The sequence below is a fragment of the Cellulosimicrobium sp. G4 BAM 1002 genome (assembly GCF_057126935.1).
In genome coordinates, this window is sequence record NZ_CP182109.1 from 1,117,064 (window position 1) to 1,129,489 (window position 12,426).

Annotated in this window: 7 protein-coding genes; all 7 read left to right on the forward strand. The window is 70.9% G+C overall.

The features are described from left to right. Positions 1-74 precede the first annotated feature (74 nt). The 7 genes from araA (at position 75) to ACMXGY_RS05150 (ending at position 12,120) form a co-directional block, all read left to right on the forward strand. Positions 75-1,583 (forward strand): L-arabinose isomerase, encoded by a 1,509-nt coding sequence (gene araA / locus ACMXGY_RS05120; RefSeq protein ID WP_483775808.1) that lies wholly within the window; start codon positions 75-77, stop codon positions 1,581-1,583. Between the two features lie 7 nt (positions 1,584-1,590). Next, a complete protein-coding gene (locus ACMXGY_RS05125; protein ID WP_483775809.1) occupies positions 1,591-2,631 on the forward strand; it encodes a glycoside hydrolase family 43 protein in 1,041 nt (346 codons plus the stop codon). A 439-nt stretch (positions 2,632-3,070) separates the two neighbouring features. After that, the gene (locus tag ACMXGY_RS05130; protein WP_483775810.1) at positions 3,071-4,087 is read left to right on the forward strand and encodes an ABC transporter substrate-binding protein; all 1,017 of its coding nucleotides are present in this window, start codon (positions 3,071-3,073) and stop codon (positions 4,085-4,087) included. Positions 4,088-4,300: 213 nt separating this feature from the next. Further along, complete coding sequence (locus ACMXGY_RS05135) at positions 4,301-5,842, forward strand: sugar ABC transporter ATP-binding protein (RefSeq protein WP_483775811.1); 1,542 nt, start codon at positions 4,301-4,303, stop codon at positions 5,840-5,842. Further along, a complete protein-coding gene (locus tag ACMXGY_RS05140) occupies positions 5,839-6,897 on the forward strand; it encodes an ABC transporter permease (RefSeq protein WP_483775812.1) in 1,059 nt (352 codons plus the stop codon). The genes ACMXGY_RS05135 and ACMXGY_RS05140 overlap by 4 nt, the downstream gene beginning before the upstream one ends. Then, entirely contained in the window at positions 6,897-7,952 is a 1,056-nt protein-coding gene (yjfF, locus tag ACMXGY_RS05145; protein WP_483775813.1) for a galactofuranose ABC transporter, permease protein YjfF, read from the forward strand. The genes ACMXGY_RS05140 and yjfF overlap by 1 nt, the downstream gene beginning before the upstream one ends. A gap of 301 nt (positions 7,953-8,253) precedes the next feature. Then, on the forward strand, positions 8,254-12,120 hold the full coding sequence (locus ACMXGY_RS05150) for an alpha-L-arabinofuranosidase C-terminal domain-containing protein (RefSeq protein WP_483775814.1): 3,867 nt from the start codon (positions 8,254-8,256) through the stop codon (positions 12,118-12,120). Positions 12,121-12,426 lie beyond the last annotated feature (306 nt).

The following is a 12,426-nucleotide window of genomic DNA, read 5'->3' on the forward strand; positions in this document are numbered from 1 at the left end:
GCACGACCAGCAGCACGGCGGTCCCGCACCGACGCGAGGACCGCTCCCACCGACACGAGAAATGTGGACGAACGATGAGCAAGCCCTACGCGGACCGCGAGATCTGGTTCCTCACCGGCAGCCAGGACCTGTACGGCGAGGAGACGCTGCGGCAGGTCGCCGAGCAGTCGCAGGAGGTCGCGCGAGCCCTCGACGCGTCGTCCGACGTCCCGGCGAACGTCGTCTGGAAGCCGGTGCTCAAGGACGCCGTCTCGATCCGCCGCGCGATGCTCGACGCGAACGCGGACGACCGCGTGCTCGGCGTCGTGACGTGGATGCACACGTTCAGCCCCGCGAAGATGTGGATCACGGGTCTCGACCAGCTCCGCAAGCCGCTCCTGCACCTGCACACGCAGGCGAACGTCGAGCTGCCGTGGGACTCGATCGACTTCGACTTCATGAACCTCAACCAGGCCGCGCACGGCGACCGCGAGTACGCGTACATCGCGACGCGGCTCGGGGTGGCGCGCACGACCGTCGTCGGGCACGTGTCGAACCCCGCGGTCACCGCTCGCGTGGGCGCCTGGGTGCGCGCCGCGGCGGGGTGGGCCGCGACGCACGAGCTGCGCCTGGCCCGGTTCGGCGACAACATGCGCAACGTCGCGGTCACCGAGGGCGACAAGACGGAGGCCGAGCTGCGGTTCGGTGTGAGCGTGAACACGTGGGGCGTCAACGACCTCGTGCGCGCCGTGGACGAGGTCTCCGAGGCCGACGTCGACGCGCTCGTCGCCGAGTACGAGGGCCTCTACGACGTCGTCCCCGAGCTGCGCAAGGACGGCGACCGGCACGAGTCGCTGCGGTACGCGGCCCGTCAGGAGATCGCGCTCGAGACGTTCCTCGAGTCGGTCGGCGCCAAGGCGTTCACGACGAACTTCGAGGACCTCGGCGACCTGCGCCAGCTCCCCGGCATCGCCGTGCAGCGCCTCATGTCCAAGGGCTACGGGTTCGGCGCCGAGGGCGACTGGAAGACCGCCGTGCTCGTCCGGGCGGCGAAGGTCATGGGCGAGGGCCTGCCCGGCGGCGCCTCGCTCATGGAGGACTACACCTACGACCTCACTCCCGGCAGCGAGAGGATCCTCGGCGCGCACATGCTGGAGATCTGCCCGTCGCTGACGACGTCCAAGCCCCGCGTCGAGATCCACCCGCTCGGCATCGGCGGCAAGGAGGACCCGGTCCGCATGGTGTTCGACGCCGACCCGGGCGTGGGCGTCGTCGTCTCCCTGGCCGACATGCGCGACCGCTTCCGGCTCACGGCCAACGTCGTGGACGTCGTCGCACCGACGGCGCCGCTGCCGCACCTGCCCGTGGCGCGCGCCGTCTGGGAGCCCCGCCCCGACTTCGCGACGTCCGCCGAGGCGTGGCTCACCGCGGGCGGCGCCCACCACACGGTGATGTCGACCGCCGCCGGCATCGAGGCGTTCGAGATCTTCGCCGACATCGCGGGGACCGAGCTGCTCGTCATCGACGAGAGCACCACGCGCCGCGGGTTCCGCGACCAGGTCCGGTGGAACCAGGTGTACTACCGCCTCGCCCAGGGGCTGTGAAGGGGCTGTGACCCCGGGGTCGTCGCCGCCCGACGCGTTCGGGTACCTCCTCGTCCACGTCGTCGAGGACCCGTACGGCCATGGCGAGCGCGTCCACTACTCGCTGAGCCGCGGCGACGACCCGACGGCGTGGGACCGGCTCGGCGTCGTGCTCGAGTCCGGGCTCGGGACGACGGGTCTGCGCGACCCGCACGTCGTGCGGGCCGAGGGCGGCGAGGGGTTCTTCCTCGTCGCGACGGACCTGCGCGTGTTCGGGGGCGACGACGCCGGCTGGGACGCGTGGCAGCGCCACGGCAGCCGGTCGCTCGTCGTCGCGCGCTCGGACGACCTCGTGCGCTGGTCCGAGCCGTGGCTCGTCGAGGCCGCGCCGCCCGAGGCGGGCATGGCCTGGTCGCCCGAGGCGTTCTGGGACTCCCGAGCCGGGGTGTACGTCGTCCACTGGTCGTCGACGCTGTACGACCCGGCGGACACGGCGCACGCGGGGGCCTCGTACAGCCGTGTCCTCTGCGCCACGACCACGGACTTCGTCACGTTCTCGCCGGCGCGCGTGCTCCTCGACTCGGGCCGCACGACCCTCGGCACGACGATGGTCGAGCACGGCGGCCGCGTGTACCGCTTCCACAAGGACGACGACGAAGGCGGGCGCGAGCTCTACCTGGACGTCGTGCCGCACGCGCTGTCCGGCGACGCGGTGATCCTCGCGGAGCACATCGGCGCCGACCGGTACGGCCACGTCGAGGGCCCGCTCGTCTTCCGGGCGAACGACGGCGCGCGCTGGTACCTGTTCGTCGACCAGCTCGGCGGCACGGGGCAGGGCTACCGTCCGTTCGTCACCGACGACCTCGCGTCGGGCCGCTGGGAGCCGGTCGACGGCTCGTTCGAGCTGCCCGACCGCACCGGGCACGGCGTCGTGCTCCCGCTGCGGGGCGACGAGTGGCACCGGCTCGCGGCGGCGTTCCGGGCGGCTCCCGCGCCGCGGAACCCGCGCGCCCCGGTCCCCGCTTCGGGCGCGAACCCGGGGTTACGTGTCGACGGGGCTCTGTGGTGACCGGTAGACACGGGTTCGGCGCCCGTGACCGGGCGGCCCGCGGAGCGCGAGGTAAGCACTGGCCCGCCGTGGGCACGGAGCACGCGGCTCCGGCTCCAGGCTCCGACTCCGGGTTCGGGTTCGGGGCAGTCGTGATCCAACCGTGACCGGCAGGGCTTCCGTCCCGAGCGTGTGAGCGCTAACATCTCTCCACAGGGGGGTGTTAGCGTTCACATCGTCAGGATCGACGATCTGCTGGCGGCGGCTTCGCGGGAGATGCCGAAAGGGTTACCGAACGGTGATCCGACAAGCGGCTCCTGGGCTTGCCAAGAGGGCGCTGACACCGCTAGACATTGACACATCTCAACACGTACGAACAAGATCGAACAGCCCGATGATGGGCAGCACGACACGACGGACCCTCGGCACGGCGCCGGGACCGCATCTCAAGGAGGAGAGCATGTTCAGCACGACCAAGGCGCGCACGCGTCTGACGGGAATCCTCGCCGGCGCGGCGGTCCTCGCGCTCGCGGCGTGCAGCAGCGGTGGCGAGACGGACGGTGGCGGCGGCGAGGCCTCGGGTGACGGCGGCGGCGGCGGCGACGCGATCGTCGTCGGCTTCTCGCAGGTCGGCGCCGAGTCCGGCTGGCGCGCGGCGAACACCAAGTCCATCCAGGACACGCTGACGGCCGAGAACGGCTTCGACCTGAAGTTCTCCGACGCGCAGCAGAAGCAGGAGAACCAGATCCAGGCGATCCGCTCCTACATCGCGCAGGGCGTCGACGTGATCGCGTTCTCCCCGGTCGTCGAGTCGGGCTGGGACGCGGTGCTCGAGGAGGCCAAGGCGGCCGACATCCCGGTCGTGCTCACCGACCGTGCCGTCGACTCCGAGGACGACACCCTGTACGAGTCGTTCATCGGCTCCGACTTCGTGCTCGAGGGCGAGATGGCCGGCGAGTGGGTCTCGGAGAACCTCGCCACCGAGCCCATCAACGTCGTCGAGCTCCAGGGCACCACGGGTGCGGCTCCGGCGATCGACCGCAAGACGGGCTTCGAGGACGCCACCGCGGACAACCCCAACGTGACGATCATCGACTCGCAGACGGGCAACTTCACGCGCGCCGAGGGCAAGACCGTCATGGAGGGCTTCCTCCAGGCGCACGACGACATCGACCTCGTCTACGCGCACAACGACGACATGGGCCTCGGCGCGATCGAGGCGATCGAGGCCGCCGGCCTCGTCCCGGGCGAGGACATCAAGATCGTCACGATCGACGCGGTCAAGGACGGCATGCAGGCGCTCGCCGACGGCAAGATCAACTTCATCGTCGAGTGCAACCCGCTGCTCGGCCCGGACCTCGCGGAGATCATCAAGAAGGTCGTCGCCGGCGAGGAGGTCGAGAAGCGCATCGTCGTCGAGGACCAGTCCTTCACGCAGGAGCAGGCCATCGAGGCCCTGCCGACCCGCGAGTACTGAGCCGGTAGCCGGGTCGGCGACCGCCGACCGGCACGGCCCACGTGGCGGGACCGTTCGTCGAGTGCGATGCGGTCCCGCCACCACAGGACGGGCCGCGCGCCGGGTGAGCACGCCTCCCCGGCGCGCGGCCGACGCACCACCGCCGGAACTCCGGCATCCTGAGACGTACGGGGCACCGCGGCCCCGTCGTCACCGCTGCACGGAAGGTCTCCCATGACTACCGCCGTACCCGACGGTCGGCCCGTCGTCGAGATGACCGGGATCTCCATCGAGTTCCCGGGGGTCAAGGCGCTCGACGGTGTCGACCTCACCCTCCGGCCCGGAGAGGTCCACGCCCTCATGGGCGAGAACGGCGCCGGGAAGTCGACGCTCATCAAGGCGCTCACGGGCGTCTACTCGATCGACTCCGGCCGCATCGTCGTCGACGGTGCCGAGCACACGTTCTCCGGCCCGGGCGAGGCCCAGGCCGCCGGCGTGTCGCCGGTGTACCAGGAGGTCAACCTCTGCGAGAACCTGTCGGTCGCCGAGAACATCATGCTCGGCAACGAGCCGCGCCGGTTCGGCGCGATCGACTGGCGCGCCACGCGCCGTCGTGCGGGCCAGATGCTCGAGCGCCTCAACCTCGACATCGACCCGGCGTCCTCGCTCGGGGCCCACTCGCTCGCCGTGCAGCAGCTCGTCGCGATCTGCCGTGCGCTCGTCGTCGACTGCAAGGTCCTCATCCTCGACGAGCCGACGTCGAGCCTCGACGCCGACGAGGTCGCCCAGCTCTTCGCCGTCGTGCGCCGCCTGCGGGACGACGGTGTCGCCATCCTCTTCGTCTCGCACTTCCTCGAGCAGGTCTACGAGATCTCCGACCGCATGACGGTCCTGCGCAACGGCAGGCTCGTCGGCGAGTACGTCACCGCGGAGCTCCCGCGGCTCGAGCTCGTGTCCAAGATGATCGGCACGTCGCTCGAGGTCCTCTCCGAGCTCGAGGAGGCGCCGAAGCGCTCGGTCGCCGACCGGGAGGACGTCACCCCGTTCGTCCAGGCCGTCGGCCTCGGGCGCAAGGGTTCCGTCCAGCCGTTCGACCTCGACGTGTACCCGGGCGAGGTCGTCGGGCTGGCGGGCCTGCTGGGCTCCGGGCGCACCGAGCTCGCCCGTCTGCTCGCCGGGGCCGACCACGCCGACTCGGGCCAGACCGTGATCGACGGCTCGCCGGCCCGCCTGCGCACGCCCCGCGCCGCGATGGCGCGCAAGATCGCGTTCTCGTCCGAGCACCGCAAGGCGGAGGGCATCGTCGGTGACCTGACGATCCGGGAGAACATCATCCTCGGCATCCAGGCCGAGCGCGGCTGGCTGCGCCGCGTGCCCGCGCGCCAGGCCGACGAGCTCGTCGAGAAGTACATGGACGCACTGTCCATCCGGCCCGCCAACCCGGACGCGCTCATCAAGAACCTGTCGGGCGGCAACCAGCAGAAGGTCCTGCTGGCGCGCTGGCTCGCGACGGCGCCGAGGCTGCTCATCCTCGACGAGCCGACGCGCGGCATCGACGTCGGCGCGAAGGCCGAGATCCAGAAGCTCGTCGCCCAGCTCGCGAGCGAGGGCATGTCGGTCGTGTTCATCTCGGCCGAGCTCGAGGAGGTGCTGCGGCTCAGCCACCGCATCGCCGTCCTGCGCGACCGCAAGAAGGTCGCGGAGATCACCAACGACGACGACGTCACGGTCGAGGACGTCGTCGAGCTCATCGCGAGCGGAGGGTCCGACTCATGACCGCCACGACGTCCACCTGGCGCCGCGTCACCCAGCACCGGCTGTTCTGGCCGCTGGTCGCCCTGTTCGTGCTGCTGGCGGCCAACACCATCAACCGGCCGAGCTTCCTGTCGGTCAGCATCCGCGACGGGCACCTCGAGGGCTCGCTCGTCCTGCTGCTGAAGAACGGCGCACCGCTCCTGCTCGTCGCGCTCGGCATGACCCTCGTCATCGCGACGCGCGGCATCGACCTGTCGGTCGGCGCGGTCGTCGCGATCTCGGGAGCGGTCGCCCTGAGCTTCATCGCCTCGTCGCCCGACCCGGGCAGCGTCACGACCGTGCTCGTCGCGATCGGGCTCGCGCTCGTCCTGTCGTTCGTGCTCGGCCTGTGGAACGGCTTCCTCGTCTCCGTCGTCGGCATCCAGCCGATCATCGCGACGCTCGTCCTCATGATGGCGGGCCGCGGGATCGCGATGCTCATCACCGGCGGGCAGATCACGACCGTGACCAGCGCACCGTTCAAGACCCTCGGGTCGGGCTTCTGGCTCGGCCTGCCCGTCGCCGTGATCGTCGCGGGCCTCGTCTTCGCGGCCGTGGCCGTCCTGACGCGGCGCACGGCGCTCGGGATGCTCATCGAGTCGGTCGGCATCAACCCGGCCGCGAGCCGGCTCGCGGGCGTGCGCTCGCGCAGCATCATCTGGACGGTCTACGCGGTGTGCTCGCTCTTCGCGGGCCTCGCCGGACTGATGATCTCGTCCGGCACCATGGCGGCCGACGCGAACAACGCGGGCCTGTTCATCGAGCTCGACGCGATCCTCGCCGTCGTCATCGGCGGGACGTCGCTGGCCGGGGGCAAGTTCTCCCTGTCCGGCACGCTGGTGGGCGTCCTCATCATCCAGACGCTGACCTTCACCGTCACGCTCCTCGGCATCTCGCCGTCCGTGACGCCCCTGTTCAAGGCCGTCGTGGTCATCGCCGTCTGCCTCGCGCAGTCACCGGTGGTCCGCGAGAAGCTCGCGGCACGACGACGTCGTGCCGCCCCGACGGCGGCCGCGGCCGCGGAGGTGGGTGCCTGATGTCCGCAGTGCAGATCCCGATCTCGTCGCCCGGTTCTCCGAGCACCGAGCCCACTGCTCCCGGAGGCCGCCGCTCCACGACCGGGCGGTCCACCGGCCGGTTCCGGCTCGACCGGCGCTACCTGCCCGTCCTCGGCACGCTCGTCGTGCTCGTGCTCATGCTCGTCGTGGGCGGCTCCCGGTACGAGAACTTCCTCTCGGCCCGCGTGGTCTCGAACCTGTTTATCAACAACTCGTTCCTCATCGTCCTCGCCGTCGGCATGACCTTCGTGATCCTCACGGGTGGCATCGACCTGTCCGTCGGCGCGGTCGTCGCGCTCTCGGGCATCACGACGGCGTCGCTGCTGCAGAGCGGCTGGCCGGTCGCCGTCGTCCTCGCGATCTCGGTGCTCATCGGCACGGTGCTCGGACTGGTGGTGGGCCTCATGGTCCACGTGTTCGAGATACAACCGTTCATCGCGACGCTCGCCGCGATGTTCCTCGCGCGCGGGCTCTGCTACGTGATCAGCCTCCAGTCCATCCCGATCACGAACGAGTCCTTCGTCGCGCTCGCGAGCTGGAGCCAGGAGTTCGGCGACGGCTGGCGCATCACGACGAGCGTCGCCATCGCCCTGGCCGTCGTGGCGATCGCGTTCTACACGCTGCACTACACGCAGTTCGGCCGCACGGTCTACGCGATCGGCGGCGGCGAGCAGTCGGCGATGCTCATGGGCCTGCCCGTCGCCCGCACGAAGGTGCTCGTGTACGTGGTGAGCGGCACGTGCGCGGGCATCGGAGGCCTGCTGTTCGCGATGTTCTCCCGGTCCGGCTACTCGCTGACCGGTGTGGGCATGGAGCTCGACGCCATCGCGGCCGTCGTCATCGGCGGCACGCTCCTCACGGGCGGCACGGGGTTCGTGCTCGGTTCCGTGCTCGGCGTGCTCGTGCTCGGACTGATCCAGACGATCATCACCTTCGAGGGCACGCTGAGCTCGTGGTGGACGAAGATCGTCATCGGTGCGCTGCTCCTGGTCTTCGTGATCCTGCAGCGCGTCCTGGTCGTCAGGCGACGGTGAGCCGGCGGTGCCGGGCGGCGCGTGCGTCGTCCGGCACCACGGCCGTCTGCCCGGACGTCCCGCCGCACCCCGGTCGTGCCTCGTTCCCCTGGGGGACGGTGCACGACCCGGGACCGGCGGGCCTCCGGGATCACCGGTAGGACGGGGGCCGGCACCCCTGGGTCGGCGGGCGCGCGCCCGGCCGACGGTGTGTCCCCGACACCACCCTTGCCTGATGTGAGCGCTCACACTACGCTCGGCGACGAGCCTGTTAGCGCTCACACGCGATGGTGCGTGTCTTCTCGACGAAGAGAGGAAGCCCATGAAGACGTCCCTCCACCCCCCGCGGCCGAGATCGGCCCGCCCCCGACGCGCGATCGCGGCCGCCCTGGCGACCGGCCTGGTCGGCACCGTCGCGCTCGCGTCCTCGCTGCCGGCGTCCGCGGCCGAGCCCGAGCTGCCGGACGGCGCCTGGGTCGACACGTTCGACGGCGCCGCGCTCGGCGCCGACTGGACCGTCGTCAACCCGGCGCCCGAGGCGCTCACCGTCGCCGACGGCGCGCTGACCCTCCGGTCCCAGCAGGGCGACACGTGGCAGACCAACAACACCGCCAAGAACGTCGTCATGCTCGACGTCCCCGACGGCGACTTCACCGTCGTCACGCACCTGGAGGCGCCTGTCGACCGCGTCTACCAGGGCGCGGGCCTCATCGCGTGGCAGGACATGGACAACTACGTCCGCTCGGGGCTGACCTTCGTCGGCGACCTGGCTCCGTCGGCTCGCGCGATCGAGAACGACGTCGAGTCGGGCGGCGTGTTCGCCGCCGACTCGTTCACCGACCGGCCCGGCTCGACGGGCGAGACGCTGCGCATGCAGCGCGCGGGCGACACGATCACGACGTCGTACTGGGACGGGACGGCGTGGCAGCAGGCGGGCTCCGTCGACGTCGACTTCCCGACGACGCAGGTCGGGCTCTACGCGCTCGCCGCGCAGGACGGCACGTCGCACACCGCCGTCTTCGACTACGTCGCACTGACGACGGCCGAGGGCGCCGACCAGGTGCCCGACGGCGCGTTCACGCTGAGCGGCACCGGTGACGCCCGGTACCTGGTCGCCACCGACGACGGGTTCGCCCTCGACGACGAGCGCCCGGCCACCACGGTCGCGCTCGAGGCGACCGCCGTCGACGGTGGCGGCGACACCTCCCCGGTGACGCTCGCCGTCGGCGACCGGCCGGTCGTCCTGTCGGGTTCCCGCCTCACCCTCGGGGGCGCGGGAACGGACGGCGAGGCCCTGCGCCTCACCGACGCGGGCGGCGGCCAGGTCTGGCTGCGCAGCGCCGCCGACCCCGAGCTGTACGCCGGGGTGCGTGCGGCGGACGGCGCGCTCGTCCTCGGTCCCCGTGACGCGGCGACGAAGCTGACGATCACCCCCACGTCGAGCGCCGACCACCAGCTCACGGTCGACCTCGCCGGCGAGCGCACCGAGATGAGCGACGAGCTCTACGGCATCTTCTACGAGGACATCAACTACGCCGCCGACGGCGGCCTGTACGCCGAGCTCGTGCGCAACCGCTCGTTCGAGTTCAACAACCAGGACAACGGGTCGTTCACCGGTCTCACCGCGTGGAGCGCGGCGAACCGCGGCGGCGCGACGGCCACGACCCAGGTCGTCAACGACGCCGGGCGCCTCAACGCCACGAACCGCAACTACCTCAACCTCACGACCACCGCTCCGGGCGCGGGCGTCCGCAACGCCGGGTACAACACGGGCCTGTTCGTCGAGGAGGGGGAGTCGTACGACTTCTCCGTCTGGGCGCGGTCGGCCACGGCGCAGGACCTCACCGTCCGGGTCGAGGACGAGGCCGGCACCACCGCGTACGCGACCGGTCAGGTCGCCGTCGACGGCTCGAACGCGTGGAAGAAGTACGAGGTGACCCTCTCCGCGACGGGTACCACGAACACGGGCCGCCTCGCGCTGCTCTCCGGGGCCGCAGGGACGCTCGCCGTCGACCAGGTGTCGCTCTTCCCGCAGGACACGTGGGTCGGCCCGGTCAACGGGAAGTCCGTGCTGCGCAAGGACCTCGCCGAGAAGATCGACGCGCTCGACCCGAAGTTCCTGCGCTTCCCGGGCGGCTGCGTGACGAACGTCGGCACGTTCCGCACGTACGAGGAGTCGGGCTACACCGACCGCCGTCGGACGTACCAGTGGAAGGAGACCATCGGCCCGGTCGAGGAGCGCGCCACGAACTGGAACTTCTGGGGCTACAACCAGTCGTACGGCATCGGCTACCTCGAGTACTTCCTCCTCGCCGAGGACCTCGGCGCGACTCCGCTGCCCGTGGTGTCCGTGGGCGCCAACGGCTGCGGCAGCACCATCCCCGAGATGACCGACCCGGCGCAGATCCAGCGCTGGGTGGACGACACCGTGGACCTCATCGAGTTCGCCAACGGCGGCGTGGACACCGAGTGGGGCGCCGTGCGTGCCGAGCTCGGCCACCCCGAGCCGTTCGACCTCAAGTACATCGGGCTCGGCAACGAGGAGAACACGCAGACGTTCCAGGCGAACTTCCCGGCCTTCCGTGACGCGGTCGTCGCCGCGTACCCGGAGATCGAGATCATCTCGAACTCCGGTCCGGACGACACGGGCGCCCGCTTCGACGAGCTCTGGGAGTTCAACCGCGAGCAGGGCGTCGACATGGTCGACGAGCACTACTACAACGACCCGCAGTGGTTCCTCGAGAACGACGAGCGCTACGACTCCTACGACCGCGAAGGTCCGCACGTCTTCCTCGGGGAGTACGCGTCACGCGGCAACACGTTCTTCAACGCGCTCGCGGAGGCGTCGTTCATGACAGGCCTCGAGCGCAACGCCGACGTCGTCGAGCTCGCGTCGTACGCGCCGCTGCTCGCGAACGAGTCGTACGTCCAGTGGTCGCCCGACGCGATCTGGTTCGACAACGACGAGTCGTGGGGCTCGGTCAACTACTACGTGCAGCAGATGTTCGCCGAGAACGCGGGGGACCAGGTCGTGCCGAGCACGCACTCGGGCCCGGCGGCGGAGGGCGCGACCCTCGACGGCGGGATCTTCCTCTCGACGTGGAGCACGGCCGCGCAGTACGACAACGTGCGCGTGACCGACAACGCGAGCGGCGACGTGCTGTTCTCGGACGACTTCGAGGCGGGCGCGGGCCAGTGGGAGCCGCAGTCCGGGACGTGGGCGGCGCAGGACGGCGCCTACGTGCAGTCGGCGACCAACGTCACCGACGCGCGCTCGATCGTCTCCGGCGCCTACGCGAAGGACTGGTCGAGCTACACGCTCGAGCTCGACGCGCGCAAGACGTCCGGGTCGGAGGGCTTCCTCGTCGGCTTCGCCGCCGGCGGCCCGAACGACTACTACTGGTGGAACCTCGGCGGGTGGAACAACACGCGCCAGGCCCTCCAGCGGGCGTCCGGGGGCAGCGCCAACGAGGTGAAGGCGGTCGAGAACCACAGCATCGAGGCCGGCCAGCCGTACCACGTCAAGATCGTCGTCGAGGGCTCGACCATCGAGCTCTACCTCGACGGCGAGCTCCAGATGTCCTACGAGCAGCCGACGACCAAGTCGCTCTACCAGGTCGTCACGCGCGACGCCGACACGGGCGACGTCGTCGTGAAGGTCGTCAACCCCACCCCGACGGCGGCGCGCACCCAGGTGCACGTCGACGGCGGCTCGGTGGCGAGCGAGGCGACCGTCACCGAGATGGTGGGCGCGCCGTCGGACACCAACACCAAGGCCGACCCCGAGCGGGTCGTCCCGGTGGAGCGCACGCTGACCGGCGTGGGCGAGGACTTCTCGTACGAGTTCCCCGCGCACTCGATCACGTTCGTCCGGCTGCACACCGACGACGCCGCACCTGCGCTCGACCTCGAGGTCACCACGCAGCCGCGCTGCCTCGCGGGCAAGGCGTACGTCGCGGTCCGGGCGACGAACGGCGAGGACGTCCCGGTCGACGTGACGCTCTCGACGACGTTCGGCGAGAAGGCGTTCGCCGACGTCGCGCCGGGCAAGAACGCCTACCAGTCGTTCGCGGCGCGCGCCACGTCGGCCCCGGCCGGCACCGCCACCGTCACGGGCACGGCCGAGGTCGACGGCGAACAGGTCACCTCGACCGTCGACGTCGCCTACGACGCGCTCGACTGCGGCTGACGCCGAGGTAGAGCCCAGGTACCGCAAGGTAGAGGCGTAGTCACGACCACGCCTCTACCCCGGCGGACGAGGGGATCTCCTGGCCGAGACGACGGCTGAGCGGGCGGGGCGACCTCGGATGCGAAGGGCGTAGAGGCCGCGCGCGGCTACTGCACCTGGCCGCGTGAGGTGAGGGCGCGGCCAGCCCGAGCACCGAGGGCGCCGCGCGCGCGGTGGCGACACCGAACCGGAGCTCCCTCTCGACAGCACACCGCTCTTCCCTCGTGGCCGGTCCGGCGGGCCACGAGGGCGCGGCCCGCGCGACGT

What these genes read in the sequence shown, in the direction of transcription:
- ACMXGY_RS05140 (WP_483775812.1), top strand. Translation starts at nt 5,839, where the DNA reads ATGACCGCCACGACGTCCACCTGGCGCCGCGTCACCCAGCACCGGCTG.
- ACMXGY_RS05135 (WP_483775811.1), top strand. Translation starts at nt 4,301, where the DNA reads ATGACTACCGCCGTACCCGACGGTCGGCCCGTCGTCGAGATGACCGGG.
- araA (WP_483775808.1), top strand. Translation starts at nt 75, where the DNA reads ATGAGCAAGCCCTACGCGGACCGCGAGATCTGGTTCCTCACCGGCAGC.
- ACMXGY_RS05150 (WP_483775814.1), top strand. Translation starts at nt 8,254, where the DNA reads ATGAAGACGTCCCTCCACCCCCCGCGGCCGAGATCGGCCCGCCCCCGA.
- ACMXGY_RS05130 (WP_483775810.1), top strand. Translation starts at nt 3,071, where the DNA reads ATGTTCAGCACGACCAAGGCGCGCACGCGTCTGACGGGAATCCTCGCC.
- yjfF (WP_483775813.1), top strand. Translation starts at nt 6,897, where the DNA reads ATGTCCGCAGTGCAGATCCCGATCTCGTCGCCCGGTTCTCCGAGCACC.